At 68.1% G+C, this 20,888-nt stretch carries 19 protein-coding genes; 7 read left to right on the forward strand and 12 right to left on the reverse strand.

All coding sequences use genetic code 11. The features are described 5' to 3' along the window. Positions 1-74: 74 nt before the first annotated feature. The 3 genes from CRT60_RS25010 to CRT60_RS25020 form a co-directional block, all read right to left on the reverse strand. Entirely contained in the window at positions 75-686 is a 612-nt protein-coding gene (locus tag CRT60_RS25010) for a DedA family protein (RefSeq protein ID WP_098739256.1), read from the reverse strand. A 154-nt stretch (positions 687-840) separates the two neighbouring features. Then, complete coding sequence (locus CRT60_RS25015; RefSeq protein ID WP_098739257.1) at positions 841-1,299, reverse strand: hypothetical protein; 459 nt, start codon at positions 1,297-1,299, stop codon at positions 841-843. Positions 1,300-1,432: 133 nt separating this feature from the next. After that, on the reverse strand, positions 1,433-1,903 hold the full coding sequence (locus CRT60_RS25020; protein ID WP_098741019.1) for a putative toxin-antitoxin system toxin component, PIN family: 471 nt from the start codon (positions 1,901-1,903) through the stop codon (positions 1,433-1,435). Between the two features lie 158 nt (positions 1,904-2,061). Here CRT60_RS25020 and CRT60_RS25025 point away from each other — a divergent pair, with 158 nt between their 5' ends. Together CRT60_RS25025 and CRT60_RS25030 are read left to right on the forward strand one after the other, a co-directional pair. Further along, a complete protein-coding gene (locus tag CRT60_RS25025; protein ID WP_098739258.1) occupies positions 2,062-2,421 on the forward strand; it encodes a response regulator in 360 nt (119 codons plus the stop codon). A 5-nt stretch (positions 2,422-2,426) separates the two neighbouring features. Continuing rightward, complete coding sequence (locus CRT60_RS25030) at positions 2,427-3,065, forward strand: chemotaxis protein CheC (RefSeq protein WP_098741020.1); 639 nt, start codon at positions 2,427-2,429, stop codon at positions 3,063-3,065. Between the two features lie 31 nt (positions 3,066-3,096). On the opposite strand, the gene glyS is transcribed toward CRT60_RS25030, so the two are convergent. The 4 genes from glyS to CRT60_RS25050 form a co-directional block, all read right to left on the reverse strand. Continuing rightward, on the reverse strand, positions 3,097-5,184 hold the full coding sequence (gene glyS / locus CRT60_RS25035; protein WP_098739259.1) for a glycine--tRNA ligase subunit beta: 2,088 nt from the start codon (positions 5,182-5,184) through the stop codon (positions 3,097-3,099). Positions 5,185-5,188: 4 nt separating this feature from the next. Next, positions 5,189-6,085, reverse strand: a complete 897-nt coding sequence (locus CRT60_RS25040) for a glycine--tRNA ligase subunit alpha (protein ID WP_098739260.1) — start codon at positions 6,083-6,085, stop codon at positions 5,189-5,191. Positions 6,086-6,229: 144 nt separating this feature from the next. Then, positions 6,230-6,529: a hypothetical protein gene (locus CRT60_RS25045; RefSeq protein ID WP_244592926.1), complete on the reverse strand. Its 300-nt coding sequence runs from the start codon at positions 6,527-6,529 to the stop codon at positions 6,230-6,232. Between the two features lie 132 nt (positions 6,530-6,661). Continuing rightward, complete coding sequence (locus CRT60_RS25050) at positions 6,662-7,111, reverse strand: hypothetical protein (protein ID WP_098739262.1); 450 nt, start codon at positions 7,109-7,111, stop codon at positions 6,662-6,664. Positions 7,112-7,472: 361 nt separating this feature from the next. Between CRT60_RS25050 and CRT60_RS25055 the strand changes: the two genes are divergently transcribed. Further along, positions 7,473-8,018, forward strand: coding sequence for a GNAT family N-acetyltransferase (locus tag CRT60_RS25055; RefSeq protein ID WP_244592743.1), 546 nt, complete (start codon positions 7,473-7,475; stop codon positions 8,016-8,018). Between the two features lie 266 nt (positions 8,019-8,284). On the opposite strand, the gene CRT60_RS25060 is transcribed toward CRT60_RS25055, so the two are convergent. Then, entirely contained in the window at positions 8,285-8,527 is a 243-nt protein-coding gene (locus CRT60_RS25060; RefSeq protein WP_098739264.1) for a hypothetical protein, read from the reverse strand. A 1,186-nt stretch (positions 8,528-9,713) separates the two neighbouring features. Between CRT60_RS25060 and CRT60_RS25065 the strand changes: the two genes are divergently transcribed. Genes CRT60_RS25065 through moeB form a run of 4 tightly spaced genes read left to right on the forward strand, consistent with a single transcriptional unit; the run spans position 9,714 to position 13,912 of the window. Further along, positions 9,714-11,042 (forward strand): YcaO-like family protein, encoded by a 1,329-nt coding sequence (locus tag CRT60_RS25065; protein ID WP_098739265.1) that lies wholly within the window; start codon positions 9,714-9,716, stop codon positions 11,040-11,042. Then, positions 11,039-12,460 (forward strand): TfuA-like protein, encoded by a 1,422-nt coding sequence (locus CRT60_RS25070; RefSeq protein ID WP_098739266.1) that lies wholly within the window; start codon positions 11,039-11,041, stop codon positions 12,458-12,460. The genes CRT60_RS25065 and CRT60_RS25070 overlap by 4 nt, the downstream gene beginning before the upstream one ends. Further along, positions 12,457-12,741, forward strand: a complete 285-nt coding sequence (locus CRT60_RS25075; RefSeq protein ID WP_161958122.1) for a MoaD/ThiS family protein — start codon at positions 12,457-12,459, stop codon at positions 12,739-12,741. The genes CRT60_RS25070 and CRT60_RS25075 overlap by 4 nt, the downstream gene beginning before the upstream one ends. A gap of 13 nt (positions 12,742-12,754) precedes the next feature. Then, a complete protein-coding gene (moeB, locus tag CRT60_RS25080; protein WP_098739267.1) occupies positions 12,755-13,912 on the forward strand; it encodes a molybdopterin-synthase adenylyltransferase MoeB in 1,158 nt (385 codons plus the stop codon). Positions 13,913-13,984: 72 nt separating this feature from the next. Here the strand turns inward: moeB and CRT60_RS25085 are convergent, their stop codons facing one another. The 4 genes from CRT60_RS25085 to CRT60_RS25100 all read right to left on the reverse strand — a co-directional run bounded on the left by CRT60_RS25085 (position 13,985) and on the right by CRT60_RS25100 (position 20,884). Beyond that, positions 13,985-14,380 carry a response regulator gene (locus CRT60_RS25085; protein ID WP_098739268.1) on the reverse strand — a complete coding sequence of 132 codons (396 nt, stop codon included), beginning with the start codon at positions 14,378-14,380 and terminating at the stop codon, positions 13,985-13,987. Then, positions 14,377-16,098, reverse strand: coding sequence for a PAS domain-containing sensor histidine kinase (locus CRT60_RS25090; protein ID WP_098739269.1), 1,722 nt, complete (start codon positions 16,096-16,098; stop codon positions 14,377-14,379). Before CRT60_RS25090 ends, CRT60_RS25085 begins: the two co-directional genes overlap by 4 nt. A gap of 52 nt (positions 16,099-16,150) precedes the next feature. Next, positions 16,151-17,815: an ATP-binding protein gene (locus CRT60_RS25095; protein WP_098739270.1), complete on the reverse strand. Its 1,665-nt coding sequence runs from the start codon at positions 17,813-17,815 to the stop codon at positions 16,151-16,153. A 264-nt stretch (positions 17,816-18,079) separates the two neighbouring features. Continuing rightward, positions 18,080-20,884, reverse strand: coding sequence for a sensor histidine kinase (locus CRT60_RS25100; RefSeq protein WP_098739271.1), 2,805 nt, complete (start codon positions 20,882-20,884; stop codon positions 18,080-18,082). Positions 20,885-20,888: the final 4 nt, after the last annotated feature.

Genomic DNA, 20,888 nt, shown 5'->3' on the forward strand with positions numbered 1-20,888 from the left:
AAGAGGGCCGGTGCGGGCGGTCCATGACCTCCTGCACCGGCCCTGTCTCAGGCTCAACCCGTTCAGGCGCGGAGTTACTCGGCCGGGTTGGTCGCGGCAAGCGCGCGGCGGCGGACCCAGCGGATGCTCTTGATTGCGAGCCACAGACCACCGATGGCAAGGCCGGTCAGCAGCAGGATCTTCGGCCCATCCTCGCCGATGGCGGCGGCAGCCTCACCGAACAGGTAACCGGCGCCGGCGAAGCTCCAGGCCCAGATGCCGGCGGCGATGAAGTTCCAGAACAGGAAGCGCGACCACGGCATCCCAGAGGTGCCGATGGCGACCGACGCGATGTTCCGGACGCCGTAGAGGAAACGGAAGACCAGGATGAAGGCGACGCCGTATTTCTCCAGCCAACCCAGCACCCGGCAGGCATGGGCATCGGCGGAAGGGAAACGGGCCAGAGCCTTCTTGCCCCAGCGGCGGCCCAGCCAGAACCAGACCTGATCGCCCAGGAAACTGCCGACCCACACCGACCCGACCAGCCAGTAAAGATTGACGATACCGAGCTTTGCCCCCATCCCGCCGAAGATTACAAATGTTTCACCTTCAAAAAAGGCCCAGACAAAGGCCATCGGGTAAAAGGCGTTCCCCCATTCCTGCAACCACGAAATCCAGTCCAAAGCTCCCTCCGGGAGACGTCGCATGTGGGTTCGGCGTGCCCGGCGGCGCTTTGATACCGCTTTATTGTGCGATGCGGCATATAAAGCGTGGGCTGGAAGCGATCATGACATAAAGCCGTGTGGTTTGTCTCGGAAACTTTATTGACGAAGGGACGCACCCGGCGGTGAGATTGGGGTGTCAGAAATCCTCGCCCGAAAGCTCTCCCACCGCCTGACGTGCGGCACGCAGCAGGGCGGGGTTCGGCTCCGTAGCACCCTCTCCGTCCTCGCCGTCGGTATCCCCGGAGTCGGGGACGGCACGGCGCTTCAGTTCGCGCGCCGCCTCGATCAGCAGATGGGCCAGCCGCTGGTCGGGCAGCGCCTGCACCAGTGCCCGCAATTCCGCGTTGGACAGTGCTGCCGGGTCGAAGGCCGGCGGGGGAGGCGGCGGGGCCGGGGGGGCGAGCGGCAGGGTCGCGACGGTCGCCGCCATCGCCGCCGCCCGCGGCAGCGGCGCGGCTTCCCGCACCATGTCCACGGCGACCTGGGCGGCCATGGTCGAGGGGGCGGCGCCCGTCGCGGAAGCCCGCGCCCGGCGCGGCTTGCGCACCGGCTCGCTTTCCGGCAGGTCGTCGAACAATAGCCGTTGGACGCTCATCGCTGCAGATGCCCCCTGCGCTCCATCGATGCCGCCAGCGCTGCAGCGGCCAATCCCGTTCACTCGCAGTTTGCGATGTGTTCTCTTTTCATTCTAGAAATCGCGGTCGGTTTGTCGAGTGGATTCTGTCGGGCTATGCCTGAGGGGCATCCTGGACGGCCACCGTCTCCAGGAATCGCTCGGGCCGCAGAACGCGTGTGGCGCCGGCTTGGCGCACCGACAGGAGCTGGCGGTCGACCGTCACCAGCCAGGGAACCGAGCCGCCGACGGCGGCGGCCAGGAACATGTCGTCCTCCGGATCGCGGCACAGCCGACCGACCGCGGCCGGTGCGACCAAGGTCGTCTCCTCGCCGACCCTCTCCAGGAAGGCGCGGCGTTCGGCCGCGGCGGCGTAGCGGTCGAAGGTGGGGCGCATCAGCACCTCCCGCAGTTCCGCCAGCGTTTCGCTGCTGCCGACGAGGCCGCGGTCGGCACGCACCCGCTCCACGCACCGGCGGATCGCATCGTGGCGCCGGGCAGCAGCGCTTCCCAGCAGCGCATAGGCCACCAGGATGTTGGTGTCGAGCACGGCCCGGACGGGGGAGCGGATGGGGGAGCCAGCCATGTCGGAGGCGGCTTTGTCGGAACTGAGCATTGATATATTGCAGGGCTGTGTCGGTTGAAGTTGTCGGGCCCGATACGAGGCGTCTGTTGTGGGCAGGAGCGCTTTGCGGTAATAACCCGGTAAGGTGTGAACGGACTCTTTAGGACGGAAGTATCGGCATGACCAGCATCCTCGTCGTCGACGACAGCCGACTTGCGCGCAACATGGTTTCCAGCGTCATCGCCTCCTTGCGGCCCGACTGGACCATCGTCACCGCGGCGAGCGGCGAGGAGGGGCTGGAGATCGTCGGCGAGGTGCCGCCGGTCGCCGCCATCGTCGATTACAACATGCCGGGCATGGACGGGCTCGCTCTCGCCGAACGGCTGAAGGAGCGTTTCGTCGGCCTGCCCATCGGGCTGCTGACCGCCAACGTCCAGGATACGCTGAGGCGCAAGGCCGAGGCGCTGGGCGTCCGCTTCATCGCCAAGCCGATCACCTCGGACAAGATCCGCGACTTCCTCGCCGCGGCCGGGCAGTGACGGCGATGGGACAGCCCGGATCGGTTCCATCGGCGGACGACCCGCTCCGTCTCGACGCCGACGAGGCCGACGCCATCGCCGAACTGTTCAACATCGGCATGGGTGAGGCGGCGGCCGGCCTCAGTTCCATGCTGGGGGAGGAGGTTCATCTGTCGGTGCCGTCCTTCGCAGTCTCGACCCGTGCCCGCATCACCAGCGAGGTCGGCGACGAGCTGGATGGCGAGCAGCCGGTCTGCGCGGTGCGCGGTGCCTTCACCGGTCCCTTCACCGGCGAAGCGATGCTGATCTTTCCCGAGCGCGGCACGCTGGCCCTGGTCGGCCGCCTCGTCCCCGTCGATCCCGCCGCCGAGGCGCCGGGCGAGATGGAGCAGGACGCGCTGACCGAGATCGGCAACATCATCCTGAACGGCTGCCTCGCCAGCCTGTCCAACCTGATCGGCGGCGAGCTGTCGGGTGCGGTTCCGGGCTATGGAGCCGGCGCGCCGGCGGCTGTGATCGGGTCCGGCACCGATCCGGTGCTGTTCGTGCGAATCGACATGGCGCTGGCCGCCGGCGATGCCAGCGGTCATGCGCTGTTCCTGCTGGACATCGCGTCGCTCGACGCCTTCCGCGAGGCGATCCGGCGGGCTTTGGCGGGGCTGTAAAAAAGGGGGGCGCGAACGCCCCCCGATTCCATCATCCCTCGATCTTCGAGAAGTCGGCCACCGCGTTCAGCGTCGTGCGGATCTGCGTCAGCAGGCGCAGGCGGTTGGCGCGCAGGTCCTTGTCCTCCGCGTTCACCGTGACCTTCTCGAAGAAGGCGTCCACCGGGCCGCGCAGCTTCGCCAGCGCCGCCATGGTGCCGGTGAAGTCCTCGGCATCCAACTGCGGCTTGGCGGTGGCCGAGGCCTCGTTCAGCGCCGCGAACAGCGCCTTTTCCTCGTCCTGGGCCAGAAGGGCGGCATCGACCGGCCGGTCGAAACTCGCACCGTCCTTCTTCTCCTCGATGCGGACGATGTTGGACGCGCGCTTGTAGGCCGCCAACAGGTTGGCACCCTCGTCGGAGCCGACGAACGCCTGGAGAGCCTTCACGCGGGCCAGCAACCGGACCAGATCGTCCTCGCCGCCGAGGGCGAACACGGCATCGACCAGATCGTGACGGACGCCCTGCTCGCGCAGCACCACCTTCAGGCGGTCGGCGAAAAAGGACATCAGGTCGCCGCCGACGCTGCCGGCCGGGGCGAAGCCGCTGACCTTGTAGGCGCCATGCGCCGCCGCGAAGATGTCGCCCAGCTTCACCCGCAGCCCGTTCTCCAGCACCAGACGGATCACGCCCAGTGCGGCACGGCGCAGCGCGTAGGGGTCCTTCGATCCCGTCGGCTTCTCGTCGATGGCGAAGAAGCCGACCAGCGTGTCGATCTTGTCGGCCAGCGCCACCGAAACCGAAACCGGCGCGGTCGGGCAGCTGTCCGACGGACCCAGCGGCTTGTAATGGTCGGCGATGGCGTTGGCGACGTCGGCGCTCTCGCCCTGGCCCAGCGCGTAGTAGCGGCCCATGATCCCCTGGACCTCGGGGAACTCGCCGACCACCTCGGTCACCAGATCGGCCTTGCACAGCAGCGCGGCCCGGCTGGCGGCGTCGCTGTCGGCACCGATGGCGCGGGCGATCTCGGCGGCCAGCAGCTGCACGCGGGTGACCTTTTCGGCCACCGTGCCCAGCTTGGCGTGGAAGGTGATCTTCTCCAGCGCCGGGACGCGGGCTTCCAGCTTGGTCTTGCGGTCCTGGTCCCAGAAGAACTTGGCGTCGGACAGGCGGGCGCGCAGAACGCGCTCGTTGCCGGCGACCACGGCCTTGCCGCCGTCCAGCGTCTCGGTGTTCGCCACGACGATGAAGCGCGGGGCCATCTTGGCCTCGGCGTCCAGCACGGCGAAATACTTCTGGTGGGTGCGCATGGAGGTGATCAGCACCTCCGACGGCACGTCCATGAAGCTCTCGTCGATGCTGCCCATCAGCACGACCGGCCATTCGACGAGGCCGGCGACCTCCTCCAGCAGGGCGTCGTCGGGCGACAGGGTCAGGCCCTGGGCCTTGGCCAGCGTCTCGGCGTCGGCCTTGATCTTGGCCTTGCGCTCCTCGCGGCCGAGCACGACCTTGGCGGCGCGCAGCTTCTCCTTGTAGTCGGCGAAGCTCTCCACCGTGAAGGCGTCGGGCGCCAGGAAGCGATGGCCGCGAGTGCCGTTGCCGAAGACGATGCGGCCCTGGGTGCCGCCGATGTCATAGCCGCCGTCGAGCACGCGTCCGCCGAACAGGGCGACGATCGAGTGCAGCGGACGGACCCAGCGCACGGTGCCGGTGCCCCAGCGCATCGACTTCGGCCAGGGCAGCTCGGCCATGGCGGCGGGGATGATCTCCGCCAGCACCGCGGCGGTCTCGCGGCCCTTCTTCTCGGTCACCGCGAAATAGAACACGCCCTTGCCGGTGTCGCGCTGCTCGCACTGGTCGAGGCTGTCGAGCCCGGCCGACTTCAGGAAGCCGGCGACCGCCTGCTCCGGCGAGCCGACGCGCGGACCCTTCTTCTCCTCGCGCACGTCGGCGGTGCGCTCCGGCAGCCCGTCGACCACCAGCGCCAGACGGCGCGGGGTGGAATGGGCATCGGCGGCCGTGAAGGTCAGGCCGTTCGCCGCCAGCTTGTCGGTGACGAGGCGCTTCAGGTCGTCGGCGGCCCGCGCCTGCATGCGGGCGGGGATTTCTTCGGAGAAGAATTCGATCAGGAGTTCGGTCATGGCTTTACTTCGCCCCCGTCCAGGCTTCGCAGCAGGCCTTGGCCAGCGTGCGCACGCGGCCGATATAGGCTGCGCGCTCGACAACGCTGATCACGCCGCGGGCGTCCAGCAGGTTGAACAGATGCGACGCCTTGATGCACTGGTCGTAGGCGGGCAGCGCAAGGTTCTGCGCCACCAGCGCCTGACACTCGGCCTCGGCGTCCTTGAAATGCTGGAGCAGCATGTCGGTGTTGGCGAACTCGAAATTGTGCTTCGAGTATTCGATCTCGGCACGCTTGAAGACGTCACCGTACTTAACGCCCTGGCCGTTGAAGTCCAGGTCGTAGACATTCTCCACGCCCTGCACATACATGGCGAGGCGTTCCAGGCCATAGGTCAGCTCGACCGCGACCGGGTCGCATTCGATGCCGCCGACCTGCTGGAAATAGGTGTACTGCGTCACTTCCATGCCATCGCACCACACTTCCCAGCCCAGGCCCCAGGCGCCCAGCGTCGGGCTTTCCCAGTCGTCCTCGACGAAGCGGATGTCGTGCAGCGCCGGGTCGATGCCGATGGCGCGCAGGCTGTCCAGGTAAAGCTCCTGCGCGTTGGCCGGCGAGGGCTTCATGATGACCTGGTACTGGTAGTAGTGCTGCAGGCGGTTCGGGTTCTCGCCATAGCGGCCGTCCTTGGGCCGGCGCGACGGCTGGACATAGGCCGCCTTCCAGGCCTCTGGCCCCAGCGCGCGCAGCGTAGTCGCGGGGTGGAAGGTGCCGGCGCCGACCTCCATGTCGTAGGGCTGCAGGATGACGCAACCCTGCTCCGACCAGAACTGGTGGAGCTTGAGGATCAGGGCCTGGAACGACAGGCCGCGGCGGTCGGCGGAATTTCCGCCGTCGGAAGTCCCGATCTGGGAGGCCATGGACGGTCCACAATAGAAATGTTGAAAACGCGCCGCACGATAGGCGGGCGCCACCGTCAAATCAAGCCGCAGCGCGGCAGATCGCGCCGCCGCGGCGTCGTGTCGGGGGTGGGCGGCGGGCGATTCCCACCGTTGGCGACCGTGTCAGCGGCCGTAGGGACAGGCCGGGCGGCCGCAGGACACCGCGGAGCGCGGGGCGACATAGGCGCCGCATTCGGGACATTTCTCCATGTCCTCCGCCTCGAACGCCGGGGCTGGCGCGCCGGCACTGCGCGCGGCTGCGCCGCCAGCTGCGCCGTCGCGCCGTCCGTGCTGAGGCGGGGCGTCCTGGCGACGGGTGGCGTTGCGGGCGCGGCCGATTTCCTGCACGCGGTTGACCCAGCGCCAGCCGAACCAGACCGCGCCGATCACCAGCGCAAGAAGAATAATCTTGGACAAGGACATCATCGCCGGCAACCCGTCTGATCTCCCAGGCATTCAGCCCGCAGGTGACGGGAAGTCAAGGAAATAGACGGGGGAGTGGAGGGTGGCGGGACCGCCGCGAGAGCATGCGGCGGTCCTGCGATTGCGACAGGCTTACTTGGCGACGACGGCCGGGCGCCAGTTGTAGACCGGGACGACGCCATAGGTGCGGGTCATGTCGGCCTGCCGCACGCTGCGCACCAGAACCTCCGTCCCGGTGGCGACGCGGATGTCGGTGCCGAGAAGTCCGCAATCCTCCGGCACGATGTTGATGCACTGGGTGGCGTCGACCCGGCTCAGCACGATGTCGAAGGGCAGGCCGTTGACGGCATAGACGCCGAGCAGGCCGGGGGCGGAGGTCGCCGTGCGCAGGGTCACCACGCCGGCCGGCAGCGCGCGGTCGCTGGCTGCGGTCGGACGCTGGTTGTGGCTTTCGTCCCAAACGGGCTTGCCCGAGGAATCCAGCGTGGACTGGGCTGCAGCGCCGCCGCTGAAACCGGAGAGGGCCAGGGTCGCGCCGCTCACCGCCGCCAGGGCCAGAATCGCCATCCGAAACCGCGACATCGTTATGCTCCGTACTAGTGTCTGTTCTTTTTGTCCGCCCGGGCCGCATGGAACGGCCGGGCATCGCCCTATTATATGGGATCCGATTCACGGCGTCGCTCTAGCCCAGAAAGCCTAATGTGTTCGGTCAAGGTCATGCTGTGCAGTGGTGGTGCCGACAGTTCGCTCTGGACGCAGGTTCGATGCTTGTGAATGATGTTTCTTGCATCCGTTGCCGAACGGGTTTCGATAAATACGCTTCGGTTGTGAAGTTTTCGCCCCGATCTTTCCCTCGGGCGGTGTGTAGGAGGGTTCTCGCGGCATGGCTGCGCTTTTTGCTGATGATCGAGGCGGCGCGATGATGGTCCCCAGGGATGAACCGATGCTGGAAACCGCTCGCCTGATCCTGCGGCCGACCCGGGCGGAAGATTTCGATGACTGGGCGGCGATGATGGCCAATCCGGAGGGAACCGAGTTCATCGGTGGCGTGCAGTCGCGTCCGGTCGCCTGGCGCGGCTTCCTGTCGATGGCGGGCGCCTGGTCGATCCAGGGCTTCGCCATGTTCTCCGTCATCGAGAAGGAGGCCGGCCGCTGGGTCGGCCGGGTCGGGCCGTGGGTGCCGGATGGCTGGCCGGGGCCGGAAATCGGCTGGGCGATCATGCCGGATTGCTGGGGCCGGGGCTATGCGGTCGAGAGCGCTGCCGCAGCCATCGACTGGGTGTTCGACAGTCTGGGCTGGACCGAAGTCATTCACACCATCCATCCCCGCAACACGGCCTCGCAGGCGGTGGCGCGCAAACTGGGGGCGGAGGTGCGCGGGACGACCTTGCTGCCCGAACCGGTCAACCCGCCGGAGGCGGATGTCTGGCACCAGACGCGCGAGGAATGGCGGGCAAGGCGGCGTATTGCGGAAGGCGTGTTGCTCTAAAGCCATGCGACGTACCTTGCCGTGGTCAGGAGCGGCAGTGCCGGACTTAAAATTTCCGAGGCAATCGCCGATTCTTGTGCATTTTCACTAGAATTTTTGCGGATTGCCTATGCTATTGGTTTAGCCGTTGCATTCCATTCGCAGCAATCCTATTGGCTGACCGATTGCAGGAGGGGCCCGTAAATGGCCAAGGAACAGGCACTCGCCCTCATTAAGCGCCTCGCCACCGACGGCGAATTCCGTAATCAGCTGAACGCCCTCGATATTCAGGGCAAGCAAGCCCTGCTGGCGCAGAGCGGGTTCGGCGGCGTCCTTCCCGACCATGTCCACAGCGCCGCTGCCGATGCCTTCAACTCCCTGACGGGCAAAGAGAGCGGTCTGGACAGCGCGGCGGCGGTCGAGTCGATTGCGACCGCCGCCTCGGCTTCGGCGACGTCGGCTTCCGCCACTTCGGCGTCTGCGGCCTCCGCCTCCGCCACTTCGGCCTCGGCCACATCAGCGTCCGCCACCTCCGCGTCGGCATCTCCGGGCCCCGCCTTCTCCGCCTCCGCGCAGTCGGCGTCCGCCTCCGCTTCGGCGGCTTCGGCGTCGGCGACCTCCGCGTCGGCGACCTCTGCTGCTGCGCAGTCTGCGTCGGCTGTTCCTGCCCCGGCCTTTTCGGCGGTTGCCGCTCCTGCTTCGGCATTCTCGGCTGCCGCGCAGTCTGCGTCGGCTGTTCCGGCTCCGGCCTTCTCCGCGGTCGCCGCTCCGGCATCGGCATTCTCCGCTGCCGCGCAGTCTGCGTCTGCGGTCCCGGCCCCGGCTTTCTCTGCGGTCGCCGCTCCGGCGTCGGCGTTCTCGGCTGCTGCGCAGTCTGCGTCGGCTGTTCCGGCCCCGGCTTTCTCTGCGGTCGCCGCTCCGGCGTCGGCGTTCTCGGCTGCTGCGCAGTCTGCGTCGGCTGTTCCGGCCCCGGCTTTCTCTGCGGTTGCCGCTCCGGCATCGGCGTTCTCGGCTGCTGCGCAGTCTGCGTCGGCTGTTCCGGCTCCCGCCTTCTCCGCGGTCGCCGCTCCGGCGTCGGCGTTCTCGGCTGCCGCGCAGTCTGCGTCGGCTGTTCCGGCCCCGGCCTTCTCCGCGGTTGCTGCTCCGGCGTCGGCGTTCTCGGCTGCGGCGCAGTCGGCGTCTGCGGTCCCGGCTCCGGCCTTCTCCGCGGTCGCCGCTCCGGCGTCGGCGTTCTCGGCTGCGGCGCAGTCTGCGTCTGCGGTCCCGGCCCCGGCTTTCTCTGCGGTTGCCGCTCCGGCATCGGCGTTCTCGGCTGCTGCGCAGTCTGCGTCTGCGGTCCCGGCTCCGGCCTTCTCGGCGGTTGCCGCTCCGGCGTCGGCGTTCTCGGCTGCCGCGCAGTCGGCCTCTGCTGTTCCGGCCCCGGCTTTCTCGGCAGTCGCCGCTCCGGCTTCCGCTCATTCGGCGTCGGCGATGTCGGCATCGGCAACCTCCGCTTCGGCGACGTCCGCTGCGGCGACTCCTGGCGCGTCTGCTTCCGCATCGCAGGGCCCGGCAGCGGCTGGCGACGATCCCAAGACCGAGGCGTAATCGCATCGGGGCCGGCCTATCCTCACGGGAGACGGCCGGCCCCTCTTTGTCCTTATGCGTCCCGCGTCCCGCGGGGCGACAATCCATCTCCCTCCGAACCGGCCGGAACCGCGAGTCCTGATCCATCCCATGGCTGACAGCGCATCGCCCGACACCGTCTATCCGGAGTTTCCCGGCATCCGCCTGGGCGACACCGTCCACCGCGCCGCCAAGCGCTTCTTCATCGGCACCCACCGCACGGCGACGCCGGAAGAGACGCTGGCCCGCATCTCGCCCCATTTCGCCCGCTGCGGCATCACGCGGCTGGCCGACGTGACCGGGCTGGACCGTCTGGGCATCCACACCGTCATCGGGCACCGGCCGAACAGCCCGACCCTGTCGGGCAGCGCCGGCAAGGGCTTCAGCCTCGCCGCCGCAACGGTCTCCGCCGCGATGGAGGCGATCGAGTTCCACCATGCCGAGCATCTGCGCCTGCCGCATATCGAGGCGGCGTGGAACGACCTGCCGGCCGATGGACGCATCCCGCTGGACCGCTTGCCGGGAACCAAGCACGGCTCCTTCCGTCCCGACCGGCCGGAGATCTGGACCTGGGGCTGGGACCTGATGAGCGGGCGGCCGGTCGCCGCGCCCTGGACCTCGGTCGGGCTGCACAGCATGCCGCCGGGAACCAAGCCGGGGGCCCGCAGCTTCTACGCCATGGGCACCAACGGGCTGGCCAGCGGCAATCATATCCTGGAGGCGGTCGCCTCCGGTCTCTACGAGGTGATCGAGCGCGACTCCGTGGCCTGCTGGCGCTATGCCGGCGACCGGCTCAACTGGCCGACGCCGCGGGTCAATCTGGACAGCATCGACGCGCCGACCGTGCGCGACCTGCTGCACCGGTTCGAGCAGGCCGGCATCCGTCCCCTGCTGTTCGACGTCACGACGGACCTGGGCGTGCCGAGCTACATGGCAATCGTCTATGACCGCGAGATGCGCAAGACCGGCATGAACCGCGGCTATGGCAGCCATCTGGAGCCGGCGGTCGCCATGTGCCGCGCCCTGACCGAGGCGGTGCAGTCGCGGCTGGTCCTGATCGCCGGTTCGCGCGACGACTTCTTCCGCCGCGATCTGGTCCGCAACCAGAATGCCGATGGCAATGCCGAGATCGCGGCGCTGGAGGCGACACCGATCAACACCGACGGGCGCCGCCACCGGAACCATGCCACCCCGACGTTCGAGGGCGACATCACCATCCTGCTGACCGTGCTGCACCGCGCCAGGATCGAGCAGGCGCTGGTCTTCGACCTGACCCTGCCGGAGATCGGCATTCCGGTGGTGCGGATTCTGGTGCCGGGGCTGGAAGGCTACCAGTTCGACTTCTACACTCCGGGTGCCCGGCCGCTGGCTTTCGCGGATGCTCTGACGGCGCATGCGTCCCAGGCGCAAATGGGCGCGCAAATGGGATCGGTCGCATGAAGATCTGTGTGTTCCTGGGCCCCACCATGCCGGTGGAGGATGCCCGCGCGATCCTGCCGGATGCGGTGTTCCTGCCGCCGGCGGCGCAGGCCGACATCATTAGCGCCATGACCATCCACCGGCCGGACGTGATCGCCCTGATCGACGGGGTGTTCGGCCAGTCGCTGTCGGTCTGGCACAAGGAGATCCTCTATGCCCTGCACAAGGGCGTGGCGGTCTATGGCGCGTCCAGCATGGGCGCCTTGCGGGCGGCCGAATGCCATCCCTTCGGCATGGTGCCGGTCGGCGAGGTCGCGCGCGGCTATGTTGACGGCCGGCTGACTGGCGACGACGAGGTGGCGCTGGCCCATGCCGGTCCGGAAGACGGCTGGTTCCCGCTGTCGGAGCCGCTGGTGAACCTGCGTGCCAGCATGGCGGCGGCGCTGGCCGCCGGGGTGGCGGACCGGGCCCTGCACGACCGGGTGATCGCCGCCGCCAAGGGGCTGTACTTCACCGAACGCACCCGCGACCGCATCTTCGCCGAAGCCGGACTGGGCGCGGAGGAAACGGACCGGCTGGAGCGCTTCCTGGAAAGCGGCGGGATCGACCAGAAGCGCCGCGACGCGGAGGTTCTGCTCAGCCATCTCGGCAGCCTCATCATGCCGCCGCGGCCGGCGCCGTTCGACTTCAACGCGTCCCATTATTTCGACGTCCTGTACGAGCGCGACCGCCGCGTCTGCCATGGCGGCAACGCCGTGCCGCTGTCGGAGATCGCCTCCCACGCCGCCTTGCATCGGCCGGACTTCGCGGAAATCAACAATGCCGCACTCGGCCGCCTGCTGATCCGCCAGTTCGCGGAGGTGATGGGCGTCACCGTGGACGAGGCGGCGGTGCAGACGGAAACCCGGCGTTTCTGCGCCATGCGTGGACTCGTGGGAGCGGAGGCGCTGGCCGACTGGTGCCGTCGCAACGACCTGACCGATGACGAGTTCAGCGAGCTGATGACCGAGCTGGCCATCGAACGGGCGATGCGGCTCTGGCTGGTCCCGCGCCGTTTCCTGGCGCGGACGACGAAGCCGGTGCTGAACGAACTGCGCCTGCGCGGACTCTACGAATCCACCGCCGAAGAGGCGGCGCTGGTCGAGCGGGTGATGGAGTTGCATTTCGGCGACGCCAGCCGCCAGCCCAAGGAAACGGTGGAGCAACTGCTGGCCGAGCATGTCGCCAGCACCGCCTGCCGGGTTGATGCGCCGGCCGACGTCTGGTCCTATGAATATGGCTTCAAGGACCTGCTGGACCTGCGCATCGACCTGATGCGGGCCAAGCAGGTGCGCGACCTGTTCCGCCAACTGGCGGTGGAGGCGGAAGCGGCGTTGGCTCCGGCGGCGCCGCAGGAGCCCGCTGGAGAGGCGATGCCGGAAGAGGAGATGCAGACGTGACGAACGCTGAGGTGACCATCCGCGTGCCGACCCCGTTGCGCGGCTTCGTCGGCGGGCGCGATCAGGTGACGGTGCCGGGCGCCACGGTGCGTGAGGCGCTGGCGGCCTTGACTGCCGGGCAGGATGCCTTCCGCGACCGGCTGTTCACTGCCGAGGGCGACCTGCGCCGTTTCGTGAATGTCTATCTCGGCCGCGACGATGTCCGTCGGCTGGGCGGGTTGGAAGCGGCCTTGCCGGCCGGCGCCACCCTGACCCTGATGGTCGCCCTGGCCGGCGGTTGAGGAGCCTCGCGTCATGAGCCTGAAGGACCGGCGCCTCGCCGAACTGCGCGCCCGCATCGCAGAAGTCACCGCCGCCGACGCGCTGGCCCTGCAACGGGACGGCGCCCTGCTGGTCGATGTCCGCGAGGACGAGGAGACGGCGACCGGCAGCCCGGCCGGTGCGCTGCGCCTGCCGCGCGGCTTCCTGGAGTTGCGGATCGAGGAGAAGGCGCCCGACCCGGCGCGTCCCCTGCTGCTGATGTGTGCCGGCGGCACCCGGTCGCTGTTCGCGGCTGAGGACTTGCTCCGGCTGGGCTATCGGGACGTGCGGTCGGTCGCCGGCGGCTTTTCCGCCTGGAAGGCCGGTGGCCTGCCGGTGGAGGTGCCGCCGCAGCTCGACGCCGCCCAGCGCGAGCGCTACCGCCGCCACCTGACCATGCCGGAGGTGGGGGAGGCCGGACAGCACAGGCTGCTGCGCAGCCGTGTCGCCTTGATCGGCGCCGGCGGGCTGGGCTCGCCCATCGCGCTGTACCTTGCCGCCGCCGGGGTCGGGCGCCTGACCCTGATCGACGACGACCGGGTCGAGCGCAGCAATCTTCAGCGCCAGATCCTGCATGTCGAAAGCCGGCTGGGCCAGCGCAAGGTGGAGAGCGGCCGCACCGCCCTGCTCGACCTCAACCCGACCATCGAGGTGGTGTCGCACGATACACGGCTGGAAGCTGCCAATGTGCTGGAACTGCTGGCCGGGCACGATGTGGTGGTCGACGGGTCCGACAATCTGCCGACGCGCTATCTGGTCAACGATGCCTGCCTGCGGCTGGGCGTGCCGAACGTCTATGGCGCCATCTTCCGCTTCGAAGGGCAGGTGTCGGTGTTCGGCGGGGCGGCACCGGGCGTGCGGCCCTGTTACCGCTGCCTGTTCCCGGAGCCGCCGCCGGCCGAATATGCGCCGTCCTGTGCCGAAGCCGGCGTTCTGGGCGTGCTGCCCGGGGTGATCGGCACCATCATGGCGGCCGAGACGATCAAGCTGCTGCTCGGCCTCGGCGAACCGCTGGCCGGCCGGTTGCTGCTCTATGACGGCCTGCGCGGCGAGTTCAACGAGATCGCGGTTCCGGTCGATCCCGATTGCCCGTCCTGTTCGGCCGGGGCGCATCCGGAATTGAGCGACATCGCGGCGGTGTGCGCGGGGTGATGGAGAGCGGCGGCGTATTCCCTGTCCCGCAATCGGACCGCCCCTTAGGTCGACAGGGAGCGGGGCAGGGCGTTAAGCCGCCGTCTTCTGAACGATGACGCTCTGGACCAGCTTCTTCAGGGCAACGAAATCGACGGGCTTGGTCACCAGTTCGGTCGCACCGATGTCCAGGGCGCGGCGGCGGTTTTCGGTGTCGCCGTAGGCGGTGACCATGATCACCGGCACATGCGGCGCTTCCGCACGAAGACATCGCAGGAAGTCGAGCCCGCTCATCCCCGGCATATTGATATCGCTGAGGACAAGAACAGCTTCGGGTTGCAAGCCGGTGTTCAAGCTTTTGAGCGCCTCCTCGCCAGACGCGGCGAAATGAAGCACCAGTTCACCACGGCGCAATTCCGCGCGAAAGCGCTGGCGAAACAGATCCTCGATATCCGGTTCGTCATCGACGACGAGGATTCCCAGGGTCATGTCTTTCGGCGCTCCCCTAGCGACATGGCCGTCACGGTTCGTGGCAGCGTGATCGTAAACTCGGCATGCTCGTTTTCGATGCTGGATACGTCGAAACGGCCCCTGTGTTGATGTACCACGATGTCATAGCTGAGTGAAAGTCCTAAGCCGGTTCCTTCACCGGTAGGCTTCGTGGTGAAAAACGGAGTGAAAAGCTTTTCGATCACTGCGGTAGTCATGCCGATGCCATTGTCACGTATTCTTATGGAAACGTCCTGTCCTCTCGTTTCGGTTGTGACCGTCAGTGCCGGTTCGTAATCGGGATTGCCGCAGGTGAGCTGTTTTTTGCGGACTGCGTAAAAGCTGTTCGTGAACAAATTAACCAGCACACGCGAGATGTCCTGTGGAACCAGCTTCACCTCGCCCACCGCCGCGTCGAATCGACGGTCCAGAGCCGCGTTGAAGCTGCGGTCCTGGGCACGCACGGCGTGGTAGGACAAGGCCAGCGCCTCTTCCACCAAAGCATTCAGGTCGGTGCTTTGCCATTCGCCGCCGCCGCCGCGCGAATGGGCCAGCATGCTCTTGACGATGTTGTCGGCCCGCCGGCCATGGTCGGCGATCTTGCGCAGGTTGCTTTGCAGGCTGTCGACCAGATCGTCCACGTCGGTGCGGGTCGCTCCCTCCAGATGGTCGTTCAGCGGTTCCAGCAGCTCCAGCAGCTCGTCCAGCAGTTCGCCCGACAGTTCGGCGAAGTTGTTGACGAAGTTCAGCGGGTTCTTCAGCTCATGGGCGATGCCGGCGGTCAGCTGGCCGAGCGAGGCCATCTTCTCCTGGACGATCAGCTGCTGCTGGGTCTCGCGCAGCTCCTTCAGGATCGCCTCGGCCCGCTCCTTGGCCAGGCGAAGCTCATCCTCGATGCGCTTGCGGTCGGTGATGTCGTGGTGGGTGATGACATAGCCGCCGTCCGCCCGGGGAGCCGTGCGGATGTCCAGGATGCGGCCGTTCGAGGGAACCTGGCGTTCGGAATTGATGACGCCCTTGACCAGGAAGCGGGTGCATAGCTCCGCCACGGTCTCCTCGCAGGGGACGTCGCCGTAATCGCCGCGCCGGTGGTTGTAATGGAGGGTTTCCGCCACCGGGGTGCCGGGCGGGAACATGCCGGGGGGATAGTCCCACAGCCGGAAATACTCGCTGTTGGCACCCTCCAGCCGCAGGCCGCGATCCAGCATCAGCACGCCGTTGGGCATGGCGTCGATGGCCGCCTGCAACAGTTGCCCCTGATGCGGGATCTCGGCATTGGCAGCCTGGGGTCGCATCTGGGTCAGCATCTCCATCACCGCGGGCGCGCCGCCCCAGTTCACCGGTTCGAGCAGCTGGTCGAACCACTGGATGCTGGTGTCGGCCCGATGGCGCTTGATGCGGCGGGCCAGCGGCTGGATCGGGCCCTGCTGGCAGCGGGCATAGGCGTTGCGCTCCGCCAGCCGGGCGTCTTCCGGAATCAGCGCCATGATGTCGGGCAGGGCCATCACCTCCCCGACCGAGTCGTAGCCCAGCAGGCGGGCAAGCGTGCCGCTGCAATGAAGGATCACGCCGTCGCGATGGACGATCAGGCCCGGCATCGCCGCGACCAGCTGGTCGTGGTAGTTCTGCGCCCGGTCCAGCGAGGCCGCGACCGATTCCTCCGGGGAGTAGGACGATAGCGGGGGCAGGGCTCGCAGCAGGTCGGCTTTGTCGTCCATGAGTGGGTCCCGAAGATGTCGTCCGCAGGGCTCGGTCACTGATCCGAAAGGGTCAGGGGGCGTCCAGTGGCAGCCGCAGGATCACGCAGGTCCCGCGGCCGACCTCGCTGTCGATGTCGATCTCGCCGCCAAGCTTGCCGGTCACGAGATTGAACACGGCATACAGCCCCAACCCCATGCTGCCGGCGCCGCGGCGGGTGGTGGTGAAGGGCTGGAACAGCCGCGGCTGGATGTCGGCGGGGATGCCCCGGCCGTTGTCGGACACACGCAGCTCCACCCGCTCGTCACCCATCATCCGGACCGAAACCGTGACCTGTCCCGGACGGCGGATGCTGTCCTCCGGCTGATCGCTCTCGCTTATACCGAAGCCGACGGGGGCGGGCGCCGCCTCGAAGGCATGGGCGAAGGCATTGGTCAGCAGGGCCAGCAGCACCTCGGTCAGCGCACCGGGATAGGTGTCGAGCGCCAACCCGTCCGGGCATTCCAGCACCAGCTCATGCCCGGCGGCGGCCGGCTGCACCTGCACCGCCAGCACGATGTCCGACAGGTAGTCGCGCAGGCCGACACGGCTGCGCGGCGAACTGGCCTTGCCCTCCGTCACCAGCTTCAGGCTCTGGATCAGGGCGGCGGCGCGTTCGATGTTGGCGACCAGTAGGGTGGAGACCTCGCTGGCGGTGCCGACATAGTCCTGGAAGTCGCTCTTGCGCAGCTGGCCGCCGTTGAAGGTCATGATGATCCCCTCCGACGCCGTCTGCAAATGGGTGGCGGCGGTCAGGGCGATGCCGACGGGGGTGTTGATCTCGTGCGCGACCGCGGCGATCAACTGGGCGATCACCGCCATCTTCTCCGCCCGGATCAGGTCGGATTGCATGCGCTCCAGGTCGGCCAGCGCCTGTTCGGCCGAATCCTTGGCCCGGCGCAGCGCTTCGGCCTGAACCTTGCGTTCGGTGATGTCGTAGAGCCAGACGATGAAGACCGGCTGGTTTTCGTACCTGGTGCGGTCGACGGACATCGCCATCCACACCGTGCGCCCGTCTTCGCGCACATAATGAATCTCGTCCGACACCGATAAGGCGTCCATCCCGGACGCCCGGTTCGGCAGCCGTTCCTGGACATGGCGGAACAGGGTGGGGGCGCAATGGTGCTGGAGCGTGTCGGCGGGGACGCCGAACAGGTCGGTGCAGCGCTGGTTGCAATAAACCAGATCGCCGGCTTCGGTGATGATGGCGACACCGATCGGGCTGCCGTCCAGGACCCGGCGCATGCGGGCGGCCTGGGCGCGCGATGCCGCCTCCGCCGTGCGGGTTTCCTGAAGCGCGTCGCGCAGGCGGCGCACGGACTGGCAGGCCTCCAGCGTCTTGTGGATGGTGGCTTCCAGGTCGGCGAAGTCGATGGGCTTGATGATGAAGTCGAAGGCGCCGCGGTTCATCGCCGCGCGCACATTGCCCAGATCGCCATAGGCCGACACCATGACGGCGCGGATGTCGGAATTCACCTGCGGCAGATGGTCCAGCAGGGTCAGCCCGTCCATGCCGGGCATGTTGATGTCGCTCAGCACCATGTCGATGTCGGGCCGGGCGCGCAGGGTCGCCAGCGCTTCCTGCCCGTCATGGGCGAACAGGAATTCCAGTTCGCCGGTACGGACGGCGCGGCGGAAGCGCTGCAAGATCAGCGTTTGGACGTCCCGCTCGTCGTCGACAACCAGTATCTTGCCCATCCCGCCTTCCTACCGCCAACCCGCCGGACAGGCGGGCCGTTCCGTCGGAGCCGCGTCATACGCCGATCCGTGGGCCTCACCATAAGCGCGCATCGCCCGAACGGGAAGGGCCGTGGCGTATGGCACCCCATCGGTTGTATGCCGCCCTGGGCGCATGGCTGGGCCGGACCGCAAGCGGAAATCCCCTGATCCATATGGAACGTACATGCCGGAAAGGATAGCACGGGATTGCAGCACGGCCAGACGATTGTAAACGATTAGAGTCTAATCAATCTTTCGGGTTATGACCGGCGGCTCTCCGGTGCCCTGGCCGGATGGGGAAACCGCCAGCGGCAGGGTGAACCAGAACGACGCCCCGGTGCCCGACTCGGCGAAGGGTCCGGCCGGCGCATCCTCCACCCCGATCCGGCCGCCCAGATGCTCGACGATCCGCTTGGCAATGGCCAGTCCCAGCCCGGTGCCGGCCGGCTTGCCGGTCAACGCGTCGCCGGACTGGCGGAAGCGGTCGAACACTAGGTCGCGGTCCCTCGCCGGCACGCCGGGGCCGCTGTCGATCACCGCCACCCGCAGGACACCGTCCCCCAGCCGGGCGACCAGCCGGGTCCGGCCGCCGGGCGGGGTGAATTTGGCGGCGTTGGACAGCAGGTTGACGACGACCTGGATCACCCGGTCCACGTCGCCGCGCACCGGCGGCAGCCGTTCCGGCATGTCGACCGATAGGGCGATGCCGCGCTCGCGGAACAGCGCCTCCGTCGCGGCAACCGCCTCCGTCAGGGCCTGTCCGGCGTCGATGGTCTCGATCCGCCAGTCCAGCGCGCCGGCCTCGATCTTCGCCATGTCCAGCACCTGGTTGATCAGGCGGGTCAGCCGCTCGCTCTCCTTGATGATGACGGCCAGGAACTCCTGCCGCTGCCCGGAGTCCAGTCCGGGGTCGTCATGCAGGATCTCGCTCAGCGCCCGGATCGAGGTCAGTGGCGTGCGCAGCTCGTGGGTGACGGTGGACAGGAAGTCGTCCTTCAGCCGGTCCAGCTCGGTCAGCCGCTCATTGGCGGCGCGCAGCGCGTCGGTGGCGCGTTCCAGCTCCGCCGTCTTGCGTTCCAGTTCGCGGCTGTGGGCGATGACGTCGCTGGTCTCGTCCAGCATCCGCAGAAGCTCCGCTGCCTCCACGGCGCCCGCCGAGACGGAGGAGGCCAGCGCGACGCGGGCGGACGCTCCGCCGATGGCGCCGGCCAGCAGCCGTTCGGCCAGCCGCAGCCGCTCCGGTCCGGCCGGCTCGTCCGGATCGGCGCCATCGAAGGCACGCCCGGCACGCTGTGGACCGAGGAAGCGGGCGACGACGCGGGTGAGGTCGCCGACGCTGGCTGCACTGCGCCAGTCGGACTGTACGGTTGGCGTCGGTGTCACGCCGTCAGACACGGGATGGAAGGCATCGACGAATGCGGCGGCCTGCACCCGCTCCGCCGCACCCTGCCGGTCGAACAGCGACAGGCCGACATAGGCGCCGATGTTGGCAAGCGCGGTCCAGAACAGCGCATGGGCCAGCGAGTCCCAACCTTCCAGCCCGAACAGCGCGTAGGGCCGCAGGGCCGCGATTCCCCATGGCCCTTCGGTGATGAAGCCGGATGGCAGCCAACCCGAACGCGCGAAGCTGGGCAGCAGCAGGGTATAGGCCCAGACCAGCGCCCCCGCCGTCACGCCGCCGATGGCGCCGCGCCGGGTCGCTCCCCGCCAATAAAGCCCGCCGATCAGTGCCGGTGCGAACTGCGCCACCGCGGCGAAGGAGATCAGCCCGATCGACACCAGAGCGTAGGCCGAGCCCGCCAGCCGGAAATAGCCGTAGCCGAACAGCAGGATCGCCACGATGGCGATGCGCCGCACCGCCAGCAGGAGCGGCGCCAGATCGGCCGAGCGTGCCAGCGCCCGCGGCCGGGTGCGCAGCAGGATCGGCATCACCAGGTCGTTGCACAGCATGGTGGAGAGCGCCACCGTCTCGACCACGATCATCCCCGCCGCCGCCGACAGCCCGCCCAGGAAGGCCAGCAGGGCCAGCCATCCCGCACCGCCGTTCAAGGGCAGGGCGACCACGAACAGGTCGGGGTCCAGCCCGCCGCCGAAGGTCAGCAGTCCCGACAGCGTCACCGGCAGGACGAACAGGTTGATCAGCAGGAGGTAGAGCGGGAACAGCCAGATTGCCCGGTCGAGATGGCGCTCGTCCGTCGATTCGATGACCATCACCTGGAACTGGCGCGGCAGGCACAGCATCGCCGCGGCAGACAGGATGGTGGTGGCGACCCAGGCGCCCCATGGACCGCCGCCGGACGCGGCATGCCCAAGCGCCGCCTCGCTGCCCATCAGGCGGGCGAGATCCGGGCGGGCGGCGGCCGCGGCGAACAGGCTGTCGAGCCCGCCATGCAGGCCCCAGACCACGAAGATGCCGACCGCCAGGAAGGCGACCAGCTTCACCAGCGATTCCAGCGCGATGGCGGCGACCATGCCGGGGTGGTGTTCCGCCGCGTCGATCTGGCGGGCGCCGAAGACGATGGCGAACAGCGCCATCACCGCCGCGATGAGAAAGCCCTGGTCGAGGAATGGCCCGGCAGTCGTGCCCAGCCCACCACCGGTCAGCGCGTCGAAGCTGACGGCGACCGCCTTGAGCTGCAAAGCGATGTAGGGGGTCACGCCCAGCGTGGCGGTCAGTGCCACCAGACCGCCCAGCAAGGGGCTGTGGCCGTAGCGGCTGGCGAGGAAGTCGGCGATGGAGGTGATGCGCTGCGCCTTGGCGATGCGCAGGATCTTGCGCAACAGCAGCGGCGCCAGCAGCATCAGCAGGGTGGGGCCGAGATAGACCGGCAGGAACCCGATGCCCAGCGTCGCCGCCCGACCGACCGACCCGTAGAAGGTCCAGGTTGTGCAATAGACGCCCAGCGACAGGGCGAAGACGGTGGGCGAGGCGATGACGCTACGCCCCGCCGCTTCCCGCCGGTCGGCCCAATGGGCGATGGCGAACAGGGCGGAGAGGTAGACCAGCGCGGCGATCAGGACGGCGGCCCAATCCAGCCCGGTCTGCATGCCG

The organism is Azospirillum palustre (assembly GCF_002573965.1).
GTDB classification, from domain to species: domain Bacteria; phylum Pseudomonadota; class Alphaproteobacteria; order Azospirillales; family Azospirillaceae; genus Azospirillum; species Azospirillum palustre.